The organism is Bacillus sp. XT-2, from assembly GCF_025696525.1.
Classification (GTDB): domain Bacteria; phylum Bacillota; class Bacilli; order Bacillales; family Bacillaceae; genus Bacillus; species Bacillus halotolerans.
Genome location: NZ_JAHVOC010000007.1, coordinates 182,028 through 199,610 on the forward strand (window position 1 = coordinate 182,028; position 17,583 = coordinate 199,610).

Sequence of the window (17,583 nt, forward strand, 5' to 3'; positions counted from 1 at the left end):
TTTAGTTACTATATCACAAAAAAGTGGGTACTTCCGATAATGTGCTTACTGAAGGATACTATATCTTGTAAGTTGTTCTTCAAGTACTTAAAGGTACTAGACATAAAATAAAATTAATTCTAAAGGAGTGTTAAGTATGGGTAAATTTGAAGGTGAAATAGCGCTTGTAACGGGTGGAACAAGTGGGATTGGTCTTGCTACAGCACAAAAATTTGTAAACGAAGGTGCATATGTTTATATCACGGGACGTAGACAAAACGAACTTGATAAAGCTGTTAACCAAATTGGCAAGAACGTAACCGGTGTTCAAGGTGATATTTCTAAGCTTGAAGACTTAGACAAACTATATGACATTATAAAGCAGGAAAAAGGTAAGTTGGACATTCTTTTTGCTAATGCAGGCACCGGAAACTTCCTTCCATTAGGTGAAATTACTGAAGAGCAGGTTGATAGAACGTTCGACATTAACGTTAAAGGAACCATCTTTACTGTTCAAAAAGCGTTATCACTATTCCCGGACAAAGTAGGTTCTATTATTGTAACGGGCTCTACTGCTGGATCAATTGGCAACCCAGCGTTTAGTGTATATGGAGCATCTAAAGCAGCATTAAGAGCACTAGTTCGCAACTGGATTCTTGACCTAAAAGGTACTGAAATCCGTGTAAATGTGGTTAGTCCAGGAGTTATTCTTACACCTGCATACGATGAGCTTTTTGGTGATGCACTTGAAGGAGCAATGGAAAATACCAGAAATACTGTTCCAACTGGAAAAGTTGGGACACCTGAAGAAGTAGCAAACGCTGTATCTTTCCTTGCTTCAGACGAAAGCAGTTACTTGACGGGTATTGAATTGTTCGTAGATGGCGGGCTAGCACAGGTATAATTTCACTGCGCAGAGAAGGGGTACTTTGGATACTTCTATAATTCACAGGAGGGCTATAAATGACTAATCAATTAGAAGAAAAGGTTGAACTTCTTGAACAAGAAATTGAAGAGCTTAAATGGCAAATCTTAAAGCTTAGTAATGCAAAACTGAATGATCCAAGATACCCTTATTCCAATTGGTTAATTCAACATAATATTTATAGTGAGAAAAGAAGAGAATTGGAATATATCTTATCAGTCTTAAATGATCGTGTTCTAAATAGTCCTCAGCCACCAGAACAGTATCGAAAAGAGGTTGAAGGCATTTCAAGTCAGGAGTTACATAATGAGAAAGTCCCTGACTTTGCAGAAGTGCGTGATATCTTATCTAAAGTTCTTGGAATTAAAGAAAAGAAAGTGATAGCGCTTCTTAATGCTCTAAAAGATGAAGGTAAATTTAAGGATTTAAGCGAGAAACTTTTAGATGAAGTTTATTAAAAACTAGACTCCCTTTAGCTGGGGGTCTTTTTTATGCAGTGTGTTAAAATATGGATGGGTATTCTTGTTATCACAAGGGAAGAGAGGGGCGTTAAAGGGTCGGAACATTCTTCCGAACCTAGTGTGCTGCTGTCCACTCTATATATTGTGTGACTTCTTATAAGCATGTCATTATAATTGTCTTTAGTACGTTTTCCCTTGTGTTCACTTAAAAAGGTGAGCAGAATGACAAAAGTTAAAAAAGATGAAAAATCAGGAACATACTATTTTGTTTATTCAGGTGGAACGCATCCAATAACAAAAAGAGAATTCAGCGTAAAAGAAAAGGGATTAAGACTTATAAAGAAGCTCAAGAGGTACTTAGACAGGTAATTCTTGAGGTTGAAGAAGAAAAGAACTACTTACCTGAGATACCTGAATCATTTGGAACGTATGCTGAATCCTGGTTAGAATCAAAAAGAGTGAAGCTTAGACCAAGTACATTTAACAACTATAGAGAGATACTTCAATACAATGTTCTTTCTTATTTATCGGTATACAAATTCGATGAGATCACAGAGGATGTATTGCAGCAACACATAAATACACTCCACTTTGAACGAAAAGTATCTGCTGACACAGTAAGAAGAGCAGTACAGGTAACCAGGAGCATATTCAAAAAGGCATCACGAAGAAGAAAAATTGATATGGCCATCTTTGATGAATTGAACTTACCAAGAGAAAAGAGCATAGTGGAGACTTGGACTCCTGAAGAAATTAAACGTTTCCTGGATACTTCAAAACTTAAACGCCCATCAAGACATTACATTGCTTATGAAATATCCATTAAGACTGGTTTGAGAATGGGTGAGGTTCTGGGGTTAGAATGGAAGAGTATTAACTGGGAAAAACGGTATATCACAATACGCCAAACACTATGTAGGATAGATGATAAAGGTAACTATGGGTTAGAGCCAGAAGTTAAAACAGTTAACTCATACAGAAATGTTAATATACCTGAGTCACTATGTGAAAGCTTACGGAAACATAAAAGGTTGGTTGAAAGGGACAAGATAGAAGCAGGAGTAAAATACAATGATCTAGATTTAGTGGTATGTACGAAAATGGGGGATTGGTTGCCGCCTTGTAATTGGAGAAGGGGATTTCACTCAATACGCAAACAGCTAAGATTACCAAAGATTAAACCTCATGCACTGAGACACACACATGCTACGTATCTAATCAGTATTGGAGTAAGTCCAAAAATAGTACAAGAGAGGTTAGGTCATTCTGATATTAAACAAAGATTAGGAACATACAGTCACGCTCTTCCATCAATGCAACTAGAAGCAGCAGATAAGATGGATTTATTATTAAAATCGTGACCTCACCTGTGACCTGACAGAATTAAAAAAGCGATGAGCTACGCTGTGTAAGGCTTTGTAGTACCTCTTTGAACACGCCACATTCGTGTGTGCTGCAAAGGGCATGTACATCGGCTTACACAATTCAGCTCATCGCTATATGAATATAGCATGACGGGTGAGGAAATGCAAGGAGTACTTTGTTATTGTATGTTTGAATTTGTTGTGAAAATATGAAATGAAGAGAAATAGGGGAGATTACTGTACAATGATTAGTTTGTATTGGATGATTTGAAACCGGTAAAAGTCATGTTATGACCTGAGTGTGACCCCAACTGTGACCCGAAGTATACATTTAAGAGTTGTCATAAACGTAGTTAAATCAACGAAAACGTACTAAATATCAAAGCGAATAGAAGGAACCAGTATGACCTAGACTTTTTGATCTGGGTCTTTCTTTGTTGCACAAAAAAATGCCTAGGAACTCTCAATAGGCATTAAATGTTAGTATCGATATCTTCATTTTTTTTTGACTTAGTTTCTGAATCTTCTTTTTAACATAAAAGGCCAGGGTGCTACCAACACCCCGGCTCTGTACAAAAAGCTGCCCATCATAGGGCTTGCTCGATATGGTTTCTTGGTAGACCTATCCCTTTAGGTTCTGAGGCTCAAGGGAGGTCTATTTTTTATTTATATACGTCAACAGGGCGATTATAAACGACTCGAATGAAAGACATTAGCATTAATGCCTGGAATATTGACATAGCATCACCCCCTTTCATTAGGGGATGATCAAGACTCCCTTGAGTGAGCAAACTTTATAGGAAATATTTATACATAAATGTCCTTGTCGTTAAACATTCACAATATATTGACAACGTGAAAGGAGCTTGCAAAATGCAGGTTCTTTTTTGTATTCGGTTATAAAACCTTTGATATATTGTCTATAAAAATTCAATTTGAATATGGAAACAATACAAGAATAAAAGTTGGATGTTGCTTTGTTTATTGGTCATTTTTTCTTGTAAATACTTTTCATGTTCTTTCTATAGAATAAAGTTCCGACTTTTTTGTGACTAATGATAGCGGGAAATTAAAAAAGAACCTGTTGAAATAGCCCAGGTTCTTTTTATATTGCACAAAAATAGACACGGTGATATAATCAGACTACGTGTGCTTTCTGTGTAAAAAGTTATAGATATCCATCTTATATTTTTATTATATCATGCTGGAAAGCTCTTTGTCAATTATTATTTTTGAAGGGGAGATGTAGAATGAGTTCTTTGGTTCTTGGTTTTCACGAAATTGAAAAAACACAGCATTTGCTTGTTGGAGGAAAAGGGTTAAATTTAGGGGAATTATCAAAAATTCAAGGTCTGCAAGTACCAGAAGGATTTTGTGTCACAACTATAGGATATCAAAAAGCCGTCGAACAAAACGAAACGTTACAAGTGTTGTTGGATCAATTGGCCATGCTAAAAGTTGAGGATCGAGATCAAATTGGTAAAATCAGCAGAAAGATTCGACAAATCATTATGGAAATAGAAATTCCTTCCGATGTTGTGAAAGCAGTTGCTCACTATCTCTCCCAGTTTGGTGAGGAACATGCCTATGCCGTACGTTCGAGTGCGACTGCTGAAGATTTACCACATGCTTCTTTTGCCGGTCAGCTAGATACCTATTTAAATATTATCGGCAAAGAAGCGATCTTGCTGCATATCAGCAAATGCTGGGCTTCCCTATTTACGGATCGCGCGGTAATCTACCGCATGCAAAATGGATTCGACCATACCCAAGTTTATTTATCCGTTATCATTCAAAGGATGGTTTTCCCACAGACTTCGGGGATTTTATTTACCGCTGATCCAATCACTTCCAACAGAAAGGTGTTATCCATCGATGCCGGTTTTGGACTTGGTGAAGCACTGGTCTCTGGCTTGGTATCTGCCGATTGTTATAAAGTACAGGATGAGCAAATCGTCGATAAGATGATAGCAACCAAAAAATTGGCTAACTATGGACGAAAAGAAGGAGGAACAGAAACACAGCAGATCGAGCCTACTCAGCAAAAGACTCAAACACTGACTGATGAACAAATTTTACAACTGGCACTCATCGGGAGACAGATCGAAGTTCATTTTGGTTGCCCGCAAGATATCGAATGGTGTTTGGTTGACGATACTTTTTATATTGTCCAGAGTCGTCCAATCACAACTTTATACCCTATCCCTGAAGCGAGTGATCAAGAAAATCACGTCTATATCTCTGTTGGTCATCAACAAATGATGACGGATCCCATAAAACCACTGGGATTGTCTTTTTTTCTGTTGACGACTTCTGCACCCATGCATAAAGCTGGTGGAAGGTTATTTGTTGATGTCACACATAATCTGGCATCACCTGACAGCAGAGAATTTTTATTAAATGGCATGGGACAACACGATCCGCTCTTAAAAGACGCACTTATGACAACAATTGAGCGACGGGATTTCATTAAGTCGATACCAAATGATAAAACAGCAACGATTCCCAACCGAAGTAACAATACAGATATGCTGGCACAATTCGAGAACGATCCAACAATCGTTTCTGATTTGATTAAGCGTAGTCAAACATCGATAGAAGAGTTAAAACAAAACATCCAAACGAAATCGGGATCGGATTTGTTTGATTTTATTCTCGAAGATATCCAGCAATTAAAGAAGATCTTATTTGACCCACAAAGTTCGGCTGTGTTTATGGCTGCTATAAATGCTACATCATGGATTAACGAAAAAATGAACGAGTGGTTAGGCGAAAAAAACGCAGCAGATACGCTTTCTCAATCTGTACCTCATAATATTACTTCAGAAATGGGTCTTGCGCTATTGGACGTCGCAGACGTGATACGTCCTTATCCAGAAGTAATTGCTTATTTACAGCATGTAAAAAATGATCACTTTTTGGATGAGCTGGTTGAGTTTGAAAATGGACAGAAAATCCAAGACGCTATCTATGCTTATCTCAACAAATACGGAATGCGGTGTGCCGGAGAAATTGATATTACAAGAACTCGGTGGAGCGAAAAACCAACTACACTTGTCCCAATGATTCTTAATAATATCAAAAACTTTGAGTCTAATGCCAGCCATCGGAAATTTGAACAAGGGCGACAGGAGGCTTTGAAGAAAGAACAAGAGTTATTAGATCGATTGAAGCAATTACCGGATGGTGAACAAAAAGCCAAAGAAACCAAACGAATGATCGACATAATCCGGAATTTCATCGGTTATCGGGAATATCCAAAATACGGCATGGTTAATCGCTACTTCGTTTATAAGCAGGCTTTACTGAAAGAAGCCGAACAACTCGTAAAAGTGGGCGTTATTCATGAAAAAGAAGATATATACTATCTCACTTTTGAAGAACTTCACGAAGTCGTACGCACAAATAAACTGGATTACCAAATCATAAGCAAACGAAAAGACGAGTATAATTTATATGAAAAACTATCTCCACCACGTGTTATCACGTCTGATGGTGAAATCATTACAGGCGAGTACAAACGAGAAAATCTCCCAGCCGGAGCGATTGTAGGTCTACCTGTTTCCTCCGGAGTTATAGAGGGGCGAGCACGTGTCATCTTAAACATGGAAGATGCTGATCTAGAAGCTGGAGATATATTAGTCACTTCCTTTACTGATCCTAGCTGGACACCATTGTTTGTATCCATAAAAGGCCTAGTCACCGAAGTTGGTGGACTGATGACCCATGGAGCAGTTATAGCGCGTGAATATGGCTTACCTGCAGTTGTTGGAGTTGAAAATGCTACCAGACTAATCAAAGACGGGCAACGAATTCGTGTGAATGGAACAGAAGGGTACATTGAAATATTGTAATGGCTTATCAATTAAGATCTTATCATAATGGACGCCTTAAATGGATAAAAGAACGGTTATACTGTTCATTCTTTTATCTTCTTGAGCAGAGATAAGGACACTTAGTGAATGTTGAATATTTGATGGCTTGCTACACACATTGAGGCCTTAGCTATTCTTCGACAAGATTAGAGAATCGATGAAATATAAAAAAATGAAAAAATAATACTCTAACAATAAGTAAAGTCGGATCCCCATAGAGTGGGGATCCGGCTTTTTTATGTAATAATTGCTTAGCGTGGGAAATCTGCATTGCAGAAAAAGAAGATCCTGAAGAAATGGTCAAAGCAATTCAAAGTAGCATGTGGAGAGAATTTGGCCAATGTGCACAGTAGGCATTGGAGATAACATGTTACTCAGTAAGCTTGCGCTTGACCTGGAGAGTAAGAAAACAAAGAGTGGTATTGCACGTTGGAGATATGAAGATGTACCAAATAAACTCTGGAAGGTTCACCCGCTGTCTAAAATGTGGGGAATAGGAGGGAGGATGGAAAGAAATCTGAATCGGATGGGAATATCAACTGTAGGTCAGTTGGCTAAATTTCCTTTAGAGCTGCTTGAAAAGAAGTTTGGAATAATGGGAAACCAGTTGTACTACCTCTCACGGAATTGATTTATCAGAAATAGGTGCTCCGTTGATGCAAGGTCAGATTAGTTTTGGTAAGAGTCAAATTTTAATGAGGGATTACACAAGAAAAGAAGAGATTAAGGCTGTTCTTCTGGAGATTTGTGAGGAAGTCGCAAGAAGGGCACGTGCACATAATAAAGTTGGTCGAACAATTAGCCTAGGAATTGGTTACAGTAAAGATGAGCTTGGCGGTGGTTTTCATCGATCCAAAACAATTGATCTACCCACAAATATCACAATGGACATTTATGAATGTTGCTTGATGCGCTTTTATAAGTTTTACTCGGGTAAAACAGTGAGTAATATCTCAGTCACACTATCAAATATTGAGGGTGATGTTAATCAGCAGGTTAGTTTATTTGAAGTGGATAATAAAAAGAGAAGAAAGCTTGGATTCGTTATGGATGGAATTAGAAGCAAATACGGATCGAAAGCGATTCTGAGAGCAGTTTCTTATACACCTGCAGGGACAGCACTTCACAGAGCTAGGCTAACAGGTGGACATAAGAGTTAAAACCCTTCTCAATGAGAAGGGCTAAACATTAAACAAAAAACTTGGTTGGTTGAATAGAAGTAATGTTCCTTTTAGCTTCATGGAATTCTTGGTCATTCGAGGATGAAAAGCCACTAAACACTGCTAATCCAACGACAACTGACAAGGTGGCTAATGCAAGTTTAAATTTCATATAAACACTCTCCTCTTTGTATTTGGATTCGGGCATCCACCATGACGTCAAAAAAGGTGGTTGAGTTTTCAAATTGCCCTATCTCCTTACAATAATTAGCCGTGTCGAGTGCTAATTCCTCTAAATCTGGATACATAACATTATCTTTAAGTACAGAAAAAGTTCGGAAAACTGTGCGTTTATCTATAGAGTCGATATATAAAGCCTTTAAGTAATTAAACTCAGCAATTAAGACATCGTCATTTATTGCTTTTGCTTTCTCGTTTCCTTTTTTGTAAAGAACCAAGGCTTTTTCAATATCCTTCATTTTAAAGTGAATTTGTGTCAGCGTAAATAACGTGTGAGGGAGGAGATCGCTTTTATCTCTTTCATACAATGAAACTGCTTGTTCAATATATTCAGCAGCTTTGTCATACTCTTTCATCTTATAATAACAGTTTCCCAAATTATATAATGATGCACCAATTAGTTTGTGTTTGTTTATGGCTTTTGAGTCTTTTAGGGCTCTCTGAAGATGGGGAACTGCTTTTTCATGACTTTCCAGATCATCAAAGTTGCCTGCTACAACAAATGCACATTGTATTCGGCGAACAGTATAAGTTTTTTGGTCTTTATAAATGTTAAGGGCTGCTTCAGCATAGTGCATTGATACATGGGTTTGTTTCATGTGATAATACACTTCAGCCATTTTGAAATAAAACTCAGCTCGTTCAATTTCATCTGTTACTAAAGCGAGCTTTTTCTCAGCAATTTTATATGACCTTATTGCATTTATATAATCCTTCTTATCAAATTCATACATTCCTCTAAAGAAATTGCAGTAGTATTCCAGGACACCTTTAAGCTTTGTTTGGCTGCTTTCGATCTTTTCTAATAAGTCTGAAATTTTAGGACGTGCTTCATTCAATGACTTAGGTTCAAGGTAATCCAGCATTAGCTGATGACGAAAACACATTAGAGAATAATACAGCAATAAGTCTTGATCTTCCTTCATATGTTTTATTTCTTCTTCAACCTCTGCTTTTAATATCTCAGCATCTGGAACGGCGAACATCCGTATGTATTTATACCACTCATTGATTTTAACTCCAACCGTGGATGACGGAATTAATTGCTCCATTGAAATCCCTCCCTCTATGTATCCAATAGACTAAATATGTAATATTTTATCATATTTAAGTGTTTAAGGAAGATTAACGTTTTCTTAAAAAGCGAAAAAAATACCCTCCTCGATTAAGAGAAGGGTAGGGGTTTTATCTCGGTGAATCATAATCCATTGCTTGTTCACTATCAGAAATACCTTGAGAGTTGTCGGGTCAACAATGATTCCCATTGCAGTTAAAAAAGTTAGAAGTGCATTAAATTTCTCTGTCAAATTGTCACCTAATACCGTCAAGTCGTATATCGTACACGATCCTAGTACTTATATTACATCTAAGGGTTAATCAGTCGAGATCATTGAGGAATCAAAATATAGCCAAGTGATTGTTATTACTCAGCGCAACAGAAAAGAAGGAACCAGCAAAAGTAGATATTACGGTTGATTTCATACATAAAAGATCACATAGGAAGAAACACCTTGCTTAAAACAAGAAAAAGGAGCTAAAAAGCCCCTTATAAGTTTAAATAACTTTTGTATAAATAGCCTTATAAAACCCTATTGAGTAATCAAAATAATAATTTGTAAGAGTATAAGTATAACCATTGTATTCAAGAGAAGGCTTGAAGTTTGGTATGGGACTAAGCTGATATATGGTATCGTACTCATATTCATCATTTTTCACAACAACTTCAGATGAAACATTCGTTGCCAAGGCAGGAACAGCGGATATTAGCATGCCGAATGTTAAAGCAGAACTCAATAAAATTTTTCGAGGGTTCAATTATATCAACTCCATTTACATATTATGCATTTATTATGCAATATCTGGAGTTTATTTGGAAGTGAATGAAGGATCATAAAAGCCTATTTATTTTCAAAATCGTGGTTTTAAACAAATTAGGGGGAAACGAATGAATCAAGATATTCAGCTTTTGAAAGACCTCCAAACTGAATTGAAAACGCAGGATCATGGCTCTCAAGCTGCACCGCGGTTTGTTTATAGGAGATTATAAATGAATTAGGACTTCAGATGATGATGATGCGGAACGCTGTTCTGTTTACATCCCTGAAGATGGCGAATCTTATGACCTGGAAAGTTATCTAAAGGACATCAAGGAGAATGATGAATTGTCTTCAGAAGCGGTGGAAGATATAGAGTGTGAGGCTTCCGCATTAGATTGGATATATGAATATGTAGACAGTGGCGCTGATCTGATACCAGAAACAGAGGTTCATTACATTTATCAAAATACAATGTTTCTAACTAAAGCAGAGGCAAAAGAGAAAGAAAATGATTCAGAAGTAATCGCAGTTCACCAATCCTTATTCAAAGACAGCCTTCCTTTTGGAGATTTTTATTAGTATCAATTCTGTATAAAACATGTATTTTATTCTAAACAAAGAGAGATGTGAACAATAGTAAATATCTTAACTAATATATTGAAAAGTGACAGATTGGATGAATATCCATTATTTAAAAAGTTCTGCTCTCTCAAAGAAAAAGGGTTACGTAAGGAATCCTTTAAACCATTATCTTCCTTTATTGATGAGGCAAAGACATGGGATCATAATGCACAACAGAATTTTGCTTGTTGGCTATTTGCTTTATTTGAAACATCAGATGATATTCATCATACACTCGTTCATCCTTTGGAAAAGGAACTTTTAAAGCCTTTACTTGAGGTATGGATGAAGAGTAACCCCGAAGATCCAAGACCACATAGGTGGTATGGCGTGTTTTTAAATGCTAAACGTGTCGATTACTTATACAATGCACTTAGACTTGGTGGCAGCAATGAACAATTATCCTTATTAACGCTAATCGATATTAATTTGAACGCCCTTTGGTATTCATTTCATTATATATCCAAGATTTGTATCTTGGCGATATTAAAGAAGATACAGCACTTATTACTAAGTCACGGCAGTTAAACAACAAGGTAGAATGTCAACAAACAAGAAATAACAATAACGAAGCACTTAACTATTATCAAGATCTGTTGAATGACTGGGTGTTGTTTACAGAAAAACAATCAAAGGGATTTATTGAATGGTGTGAAAATAAGGGTAGAAATTATCATTGGGTCAAATCCTATTATTACGAAAAATAACAATAGAGGCAGTTTTTATTTGTTTATTGCTTGTTTTAAATTTACATAAAAACACCATTTGATATAGACATTTTAATCGTGAATTGATCACTTTTGCGATTGTCAGAAAGCTATACAGGTATGAAATGGAGCGGTACCCAAGAGAGCTGTTAGATAACTCTTCACATACCTAAACATTGAGCTGCATGAGTTGTTGCTATTTCAAAAAGATCATAACCATATCGATCACTCAGGATAATAATGGTAAACTAAAGTTATAAGGTTGGGAAAGAATTACAAGTTTTCTAGGACAGTGAGCAAATGTAAATATAACGGCGAATGGGTTACTGATAGTCAAGGTGGAAAAATGATATTGATTTAATGGAGGATGTATGAAAAGGAACATTTAAGTACAACAAACCAGGTGAAAACAGATCCGAACAGAATTTATTATCAAGAGTTCACATAAAGAGACAAAGCTTAAGAGACGTTTGGATAAAGAATTTATGGTTTGAGTTTAATGATATGAATTATTTCGTAACGCGGTGGTTATTTTCAGAGGTTGAATAATGCTCAATCTTTTATACTCTGGATTTATGGCAATCGCATTAGTCACTATTGGCATCATAGGATTTTACGCTTTAATCACTTATTTGGTGTTTGCTGTCCCTTTGCAATTTGCAAGTGCTGCTGAGAAAAAGAGGAAAAAAGTTTAAATTAATCTTTTTATCTACACAGCTATAGCTTTTGTAGCTGCGTTATCGTTCTTTGTTGTGACTAATCCAACAAGTGCTCTTGCTTGCTGTGCTAAAAAGCTTAAATTATTTCATTATGAGCATTGTTGCAGCTTTCATTTATTGGTTCTGGGACTCTATATTCTTACGGAATTAAAATAAGTTTAAATCATGAATTTCACACCGTTTACAACAAGTAAGAAGGCTGCTGTTCCAAACAATAAATATCCAGACAGTTTTTGTTTGCTTAATATCGCTTCAATTCCGACTACTGATAAAAGTGCTGCAACAAACAATTGAACAACCAGCAACAATAATTCATTTTGATTAAACAGTGAGTATACGCACAAGACTAATGCAATGCAAGAAACCGAAATTTTTGCAACTTTTAGCAAGGTATCACTCCTTATGCAGTCATGAATTAACCTTAACACGATTACGTGTCTTAATCCGAGAGCATAAAGAATCAAGATAAAAGAAGTGTTTTATTTAAAATTGGGGAAGTTGCCTTGAACATTTTTATTTGGATTGCCATGTTTATAGCTATTTTTGGCGGCTCTTATGCAGGTTACAAAAGGAATAAAAAGAAAGAGCTCAAACAAGAAAAGTAAGTATATAAGAAAAGCCAACAGAAGATATTTTTATTTTGATTATGGAACAATTCCTGAAATTTAAATGAAGAAAAATAAGTGAGTTATAAGCTACATTTGAAAACATTTATAAATACCTAAAAATAATGAGAGGAAGATAAATTATACAGTTCTTGAGTTAAGGTTGCGATCTTTAAGGAACCTACACTGTCATATTTAATTGTGAATATTTAGGAACTTTGTTCGAGTTAACTGAATATGTTGATTTTGGTCATTGACCTAAATTATTTACTGAGGTGTTTTGTTGTGTATAATTATCAATTCCAAAAATTCTATCAAAATTGGGACGACGCAATGTATCCTGTATCGTTTGACTACAGAAATGATTACTTAAACTTTAATCCTTACGTAGAAAGTATTGAAAGTGATGAGCGTGTGACATTTCCTTTACGGGGCTCACAGCATACAGAATTAGGGGATCATAGACGAATGGCAACCAATATTATTATATCCTCAAGTGGAAGATTAGATGCAACCACTAAAACATGGACTAGTAAAAAGTGGAAAGGGTTCACCGGCACAGTAGTTGTTTTCTTAACTGATTCAAGGGGGAACATTCTGTATGCAACAGCTCCACGTAGGTATGGTGTAAATGGTACAGCGTTGGGAGGACATAATAGAACTGACACATGGTATGAAATGATTCCTAGAAGTGTTTTAAATAAAACAACTGCGTATGCAATTCATCACGCTTACACTCCTACTCCAAGAATAAACCCTACGGAATTTAAAAAATGGTCAGATGCCATTGCTCCATTGGTTAAAGCATACAGTGAAGGGCAACAGAGAGAAATTTATCTTTTCCCAGAAGTACATGAGGCCATTGAGTTAGAACCTTTCACTTCAATCGACACAGAGGAAAGCTACTAATGTAACAGTTTCAAAGCCCTATAGAAAAATAACTGTAGGGCTTGACCTCAATGTCTTTAGATTATACATACACTGGAATTAATTAACCTAAATGCTCTTTTTCATCCCACAGCACCGGCATTCACGCAAGAATATTCCACTCTTCACAGAGCTTTTGAAGAGTGTGTAATCGCAATTGTCGCAGCGTCCGTATTTTGTATCTGGATATTCTTTGTAATCATAAACGATTGAAGTATCATACCCGTTTGTTTCCAACTTCTCTTCCACAAGATCACCCACATAATTTATTCAACATACTCAAGAATAGCAAATTTCGTTCGATATAGGGAGGGAACAAATGATTGGATTAGCTTATTCTTTAATTATTTGGCTTGGAGTTGGATTATTGACTGGCATTAAGTTTATTTTTGTTGATCAGGTCTATGATGAAGTATTTTAAGGACTCATGGATAAAGAAACAGCAGCGAGCATGGAAAGGAATTTGGCCAGCCTGTTTTTCAAAAATAAGCTTAACGTTATTGCCTTTTACATGTTAATGGGGCTACTGCCATTAGCTATGAGGATTACAAAATTATTTAAAAGAGGTTGATTTATGCCTTTGATTGATTATTTTTATGTACTGCAGTTTGAGAACAAGGAATACTTCAAATCATTTAAATTAGATGAGGACGGTTATTTGACATCTAGCGACCTCCACGGCGCTTCTAAATTGCAAACAATGTATGAAGTCATTGAGGTTGCAAGCGAGCTCAAAACGAAGTGTAATGTGCAATGTGAGGTAAGGGAAAATTCAAGTGGTGACACGCTAAAAGTTTAATAAATGTGCACCAGATAAAAGATGAGTCACAATAAATGAAAAAGCCTTGTGGATTTAAGTTTCCACAGAGGGCTTTTTGTTAATACAAAGTAGGAATCGGATAACACGCAACTCTTTCAATTAATCTTTCATCAAATCCATAGAATGTCCAAAAAGTACCGTTCCATCTATATCCTGCAACTTCACCATACTGGAGGTATGTGGGGTAAAACCAAAATCCCTCACCATTTACCAACCAAACATAAGTGTAATTATTTAAACAGTCAACTAAATAATGTGAAGGATAGGGTTTTGGTGGTACGTAAGACGGTGGAGGGGATTGTGGTTGTTGTCTCATTAAACTATGGGTCGGATAATATCTCATATGTTTCACTCCTTATCAGTCAGTACTTCAACATTATATGAATAAACACCCAAAAGGTTAAAAACACTAAGGAGCAGTTCTGAATAGACTGCTTTTGGTTTAGTCTGACCATGGAAAATTGTAGTATAATAGTAATAAAATAATCACTTTATTATGAGTGGGGTTTAGAATGTGCTTAAAGAAAGAGGTCAAATAGGTCAAGAATTTGGCGCTGAAGAAATTGCCGAATATTTAAAGTCAAAGGGCTATAAACCAAAGCTTAATGTTAATCACTATCGGAATCACTTTGGTGGCTCTATAACCTTTTGGCGCAGACTAAGGAGATACTACATAGCTCTTATACAGTTTGATAAGCCAGGGGACGGAGATCCGCTAAGTAGTAAAAATGGTTTTACGCAGTTAGGTATGGACTCTAAAGGTCAAGCTGAGAAAATAATGATTCAGTTAGTTGCTCATTTTAACGGATGGTATAGAACAACCAAAAAACCATATTCTGATGATGAAGAATGGATTAAATTAAGAGTCAAAAGAAAGGAATAAAAATAATTCAGAATTGCTTGACTTTACTTTATTTTGAAAGGGGTCGAGTAAGATGAATAAGAAAAAAGAAGAAATACAAAGGAAATATAGGGAGCAAATGAGAGATAAGACTGAACATGATAAAGAAGATGCAAGTTCACATACTTTTGAGATTGTTATTGTACTAGCAATCATTATTTTGTTGTTTTTCTTTAATTCAGTATTTAAGGCTTTTTAGGTGAATGAATCCTTTTATGTATTAGAGGTGTAAGAGTGAATAAATATCAAAAATTATTTGATGATACTTTGATGAATATTTTTAAAGAAATGCTTGAAGAAGGAAAAAAAATCGATGATGAAAAATTAAATAAAACAATTTATGATTTTTATCTAAATGCCCCAAAAAGTTTATCAAATATACTATATGAAGATTTAAAAACAGACATGTCTAGAATGTCTAGAGAAGAGGAGTTAATAACTGAAGAGTTTGAATCTCGATTACATAGAAGATGGTATCAGGGATTTTTAATATTGCAGGGTATCATTAAGGTTTGTGAAGAGATATCTGTAGATTTACTGGATGAATTTTATGTAGAAGAGCATGAGGATAAAAAAAGACAGTTAATTCTTCAGGTTCTTTTTAAACTGCACTCAAAAAGTGTACAACTAGCTAAAGAAATCTTACGTTTATTAAAATCTGGGTTTTCAGATGGGGCACTAGCAAGGTGGAGAAGTTTACATGAATTAAATGTGATTTTTAAAATATTAGCTTACGATTATCAGAATATTGACTTTACGTACGAATTGGTCAATAGATTTCTTGATTATAGCTCCATTGAAAGTATAAGGGAAATGAACACATATAAAATAGCAACAAAGGTATTAGATTTGGATCCACTTACGAAGGAAGAAGAAAAAGAAATTAGAATAAAGAAAAATGAAATACTAAAAAAATATGGGGAAGATTTTAAGGAGCCGAATAATTGGGCAAAACCTTTGTTCCCCAACATAAATAATAGACAACTTTACTTTTCTGATTTTGAAAAATTGGTTCGGATTGATAGATTAACTATGTACTATAAGAAAGCTAATTCTCAAATCCATGTAAGCCCTAAAGGTATGTACCAAAGTCTATCTTTACTCAATGATGTAAAACAAGATTCTTTTTTTCTTTTTGGTGCTTCAAATTACGGTTTATCTTTGCCAGGACAGCTCACAGGAATATCTTTAAGCCAAATTACAACAAGTTTAATTTTACTAGAACCGAACCTGGACAGCTTAATAATGGGAGCTACACTGCAAAAAATGTTGGATGATTGTAAATCGATTTTTGACGAGATACAAAATGAAATTGTTAATGAAGAACAAAATAACAAAATAAAATAATTGTTTTATGCAAAAGCCCGTATTAGGACTAAAAATTAGATAAATATAGTATTATATTTTCAACTAAAGTTTTTTGAGGTGAGCATTTTGGCTACTACATTGAATAGAAGTTTTTTAACCGAAATCAGAAACAGACTAAACAACCAAGGAATAACTTCAGATGACTTTCATATTATTCAACAAGAACAGAAGGCAAGGAGAATAAACTTAAATATTAAATATTTATATGATGATTATTATTACAATGCAACAATTGAAGGAGAGGGCTCTCGTATATCAAGCCAATATAGTCCAGGTGAAGTAGTTTTAACTCAAAATAAACATAATATGAATTCTAACGATCTTTTAGACAGCATCGAAGGATGGGTTAATGCATTACGAAAGGAAATAAGGAATACAATTTTAGGAAGACAAGCTGAGGAAACAGAAGAAAAATTAGCTGAGCTTGAAAATTTGGTTCGAGAGAAATTTAAAGAAGATGTAGAAACCTTTTTTACTAGGAAAGAAGCTAATGAATTAAAAGAAAAACTCAGTCAACTTGAAAAACTTTATAACGAAGCTATTAATAAAAACGAAACTAATAAGAATCAATCAAGAGAAGAATATACAAAACTACATGATGAAGTTGAATTATTAAAGGAACAAGTCGAGTACTTATCAAAAAAGAAATGGGCAACTGCTCTAATGATAAAAATAATGAATTGGACTTCACGAAATCCTGCCGCAGCTAAACAAATAGGGCAAGAAGCAGTAAAAGCACTTCTCCCAAAAGAAATTGAGGAATCACTACCGCCTAGCCTACTGCCACCTTCAGACGAACAATAAAAAACTGATTGTGAAAAAAGGCGAACTTTTCTTCATTATTGTATTTTTATAAATAGAAAACATCCTGCTTCCTTTGTTTTGATTACAAAGGAAGTTTTTTGTGAAAAAATGTTGTGATCTTGTGGTTTTTGTTAGGTATTTACACTTTTGTGTATAAATTTAATCTTAACTGATTAATTAAAAAATAAATGAGTTTTAAATAAATTAAGAATTTTAAAGAAATTCATTTGAATTGGAGACTGACTCGGTTACATTCCACAGTTACCTGATTGTCAAATTTTAGTTTTTTC

The 17,583-nt window shown here is 35.3% G+C and carries 20 protein-coding genes and 5 pseudogenes; 18 read left to right on the forward strand and 7 right to left on the reverse strand.

The window, feature by feature from the left end; all coding sequences use genetic code 11:
• The first annotated feature begins 136 nt into the window (after positions 1 to 136).
• The 4 genes from KXD37_RS18030 to KXD37_RS18045 all read left to right on the forward strand — a co-directional run bounded on the left by KXD37_RS18030 (position 137) and on the right by KXD37_RS18045 (position 2,726).
• Positions 137 to 883: an SDR family NAD(P)-dependent oxidoreductase gene (locus tag KXD37_RS18030; protein ID WP_188323047.1), complete on the forward strand. Its 747-nt coding sequence runs from the start codon at positions 137 to 139 to the stop codon at positions 881 to 883.
• Positions 884 to 942: 59 nt separating this feature from the next.
• Positions 943 to 1,362, forward strand: a complete 420-nt coding sequence (locus KXD37_RS18035; RefSeq protein WP_024121695.1) for a hypothetical protein — start codon at positions 943 to 945, stop codon at positions 1,360 to 1,362.
• Positions 1,363 to 1,587: 225 nt separating this feature from the next.
• Complete coding sequence (locus KXD37_RS18040; RefSeq protein WP_223203879.1) at positions 1,588 to 1,734, forward strand: hypothetical protein; 147 nt, start codon at positions 1,588 to 1,590, stop codon at positions 1,732 to 1,734.
• Between the two features lie 89 nt (positions 1,735 to 1,823).
• On the forward strand, positions 1,824 to 2,726 hold the full coding sequence (locus tag KXD37_RS18045; RefSeq protein WP_240671131.1) for a tyrosine-type recombinase/integrase: 903 nt from the start codon (positions 1,824 to 1,826) through the stop codon (positions 2,724 to 2,726).
• 658 nt (positions 2,727 to 3,384) lie between these two features.
• On the opposite strand, the pseudogene KXD37_RS18050 reads toward KXD37_RS18045, so the two are convergent.
• Positions 3,385 to 3,469: pseudogene (locus KXD37_RS18050) on the reverse strand (putative holin-like toxin).
• Positions 3,470 to 3,979: 510 nt separating this feature from the next.
• Between KXD37_RS18050 and ppsA the strand changes: the two are divergent.
• Both ppsA and KXD37_RS18060 read left to right on the forward strand, forming a co-directional pair.
• Positions 3,980 to 6,583 (forward strand): phosphoenolpyruvate synthase, encoded by a 2,604-nt coding sequence (ppsA, locus tag KXD37_RS18055; RefSeq protein ID WP_188323046.1) that lies wholly within the window; start codon positions 3,980 to 3,982, stop codon positions 6,581 to 6,583.
• 293 nt (positions 6,584 to 6,876) lie between these two features.
• Positions 6,877 to 7,764 (forward strand): annotated as a pseudogene (locus KXD37_RS18060) (DNA polymerase thumb domain-containing protein); the annotation flags it as partial.
• Between the two features lie 28 nt (positions 7,765 to 7,792).
• Here the strand turns inward: KXD37_RS18060 and KXD37_RS18065 are convergent.
• The 4 genes from KXD37_RS18065 to KXD37_RS18080 form a co-directional block, all read right to left on the reverse strand.
• Positions 7,793 to 7,936 (reverse strand): hypothetical protein, encoded by a 144-nt coding sequence (locus tag KXD37_RS18065; RefSeq protein WP_024121692.1) that lies wholly within the window; start codon positions 7,934 to 7,936, stop codon positions 7,793 to 7,795.
• Positions 7,926 to 9,056: a tetratricopeptide repeat protein gene (locus KXD37_RS18070; RefSeq protein WP_188323045.1), complete on the reverse strand. Its 1,131-nt coding sequence runs from the start codon at positions 9,054 to 9,056 to the stop codon at positions 7,926 to 7,928. The genes KXD37_RS18065 and KXD37_RS18070 overlap by 11 nt, the downstream gene beginning before the upstream one ends.
• A gap of 133 nt (positions 9,057 to 9,189) precedes the next feature.
• Complete coding sequence (locus KXD37_RS24155; protein WP_372588338.1) at positions 9,190 to 9,234, reverse strand: hypothetical protein; 45 nt, start codon at positions 9,232 to 9,234, stop codon at positions 9,190 to 9,192.
• Positions 9,235 to 9,558: 324 nt separating this feature from the next.
• A complete protein-coding gene (locus KXD37_RS18080; RefSeq protein WP_081638323.1) occupies positions 9,559 to 9,819 on the reverse strand; it encodes a hypothetical protein in 261 nt (86 codons plus the stop codon).
• Between the two features lie 347 nt (positions 9,820 to 10,166).
• Here KXD37_RS18080 and KXD37_RS18085 point away from each other — a divergent pair, with 347 nt between their 5' ends.
• The 5 genes and pseudogenes from KXD37_RS18085 to KXD37_RS18105 all read left to right on the forward strand — a co-directional run bounded on the left by KXD37_RS18085 (position 10,167) and on the right by KXD37_RS18105 (position 12,019).
• Positions 10,167 to 10,400: a hypothetical protein gene (locus KXD37_RS18085; protein ID WP_106021718.1), complete on the forward strand. Its 234-nt coding sequence runs from the start codon at positions 10,167 to 10,169 to the stop codon at positions 10,398 to 10,400.
• Between the two features lie 93 nt (positions 10,401 to 10,493).
• On the forward strand, positions 10,494 to 10,970 hold the full coding sequence (locus KXD37_RS18090; RefSeq protein ID WP_223257246.1) for a hypothetical protein: 477 nt from the start codon (positions 10,494 to 10,496) through the stop codon (positions 10,968 to 10,970).
• A 271-nt stretch (positions 10,971 to 11,241) separates the two neighbouring features.
• Positions 11,242 to 11,387: pseudogene (locus KXD37_RS18095) on the forward strand (XRE family transcriptional regulator); the annotation flags it as partial.
• A 337-nt stretch (positions 11,388 to 11,724) separates the two neighbouring features.
• Positions 11,725 to 11,844: a UPF0715 family protein gene (locus tag KXD37_RS18100; RefSeq protein ID WP_254518301.1), complete on the forward strand. Its 120-nt coding sequence runs from the start codon at positions 11,725 to 11,727 to the stop codon at positions 11,842 to 11,844.
• Positions 11,845 to 11,959: 115 nt separating this feature from the next.
• Positions 11,960 to 12,019, forward strand: coding sequence for a hypothetical protein (locus KXD37_RS18105; protein ID WP_255004945.1), 60 nt, complete (start codon positions 11,960 to 11,962; stop codon positions 12,017 to 12,019).
• A 7-nt stretch (positions 12,020 to 12,026) separates the two neighbouring features.
• Here KXD37_RS18105 and KXD37_RS18110 read toward each other — a convergent pair whose 3' ends face one another.
• Positions 12,027 to 12,257, reverse strand: a complete 231-nt coding sequence (locus KXD37_RS18110; RefSeq protein WP_127696872.1) for a hypothetical protein — start codon at positions 12,255 to 12,257, stop codon at positions 12,027 to 12,029.
• A 501-nt stretch (positions 12,258 to 12,758) separates the two neighbouring features.
• On the opposite strand from KXD37_RS18110, the gene KXD37_RS18115 reads away from it, so the two are divergent.
• Positions 12,759 to 13,382: a hypothetical protein gene (locus tag KXD37_RS18115; RefSeq protein ID WP_024571441.1), complete on the forward strand. Its 624-nt coding sequence runs from the start codon at positions 12,759 to 12,761 to the stop codon at positions 13,380 to 13,382.
• 87 nt (positions 13,383 to 13,469) lie between these two features.
• Here the strand turns inward: KXD37_RS18115 and KXD37_RS18120 are convergent, their stop codons facing one another.
• Entirely contained in the window at positions 13,470 to 13,649 is a 180-nt protein-coding gene (locus tag KXD37_RS18120; RefSeq protein ID WP_106022516.1) for a hypothetical protein, read from the reverse strand.
• Positions 13,650 to 13,719: 70 nt separating this feature from the next.
• Here KXD37_RS18120 and KXD37_RS18125 point away from each other — a divergent pair.
• The 6 genes and pseudogenes from KXD37_RS18125 (at position 13,720) to KXD37_RS18150 (ending at position 17,293) form a co-directional block, all read left to right on the forward strand.
• Positions 13,720 to 13,971: pseudogene (locus KXD37_RS18125) on the forward strand (hypothetical protein).
• A 3-nt stretch (positions 13,972 to 13,974) separates the two neighbouring features.
• Positions 13,975 to 14,191: pseudogene (locus KXD37_RS18130) on the forward strand (hypothetical protein).
• Between the two features lie 543 nt (positions 14,192 to 14,734).
• Positions 14,735 to 15,103 (forward strand): hypothetical protein, encoded by a 369-nt coding sequence (locus tag KXD37_RS18135; protein ID WP_106022517.1) that lies wholly within the window; start codon positions 14,735 to 14,737, stop codon positions 15,101 to 15,103.
• A gap of 52 nt (positions 15,104 to 15,155) precedes the next feature.
• Positions 15,156 to 15,320 (forward strand): hypothetical protein, encoded by a 165-nt coding sequence (locus KXD37_RS18140; RefSeq protein WP_151175084.1) that lies wholly within the window; start codon positions 15,156 to 15,158, stop codon positions 15,318 to 15,320.
• A 35-nt stretch (positions 15,321 to 15,355) separates the two neighbouring features.
• Positions 15,356 to 16,468 (forward strand): DUF5677 domain-containing protein, encoded by a 1,113-nt coding sequence (locus KXD37_RS18145; protein ID WP_263463670.1) that lies wholly within the window; start codon positions 15,356 to 15,358, stop codon positions 16,466 to 16,468.
• 78 nt (positions 16,469 to 16,546) lie between these two features.
• A complete protein-coding gene (locus tag KXD37_RS18150) occupies positions 16,547 to 17,293 on the forward strand; it encodes a hypothetical protein (RefSeq protein ID WP_223255286.1) in 747 nt (248 codons plus the stop codon).
• The last annotated feature ends 290 nt before the right edge of the window (positions 17,294 to 17,583 follow it).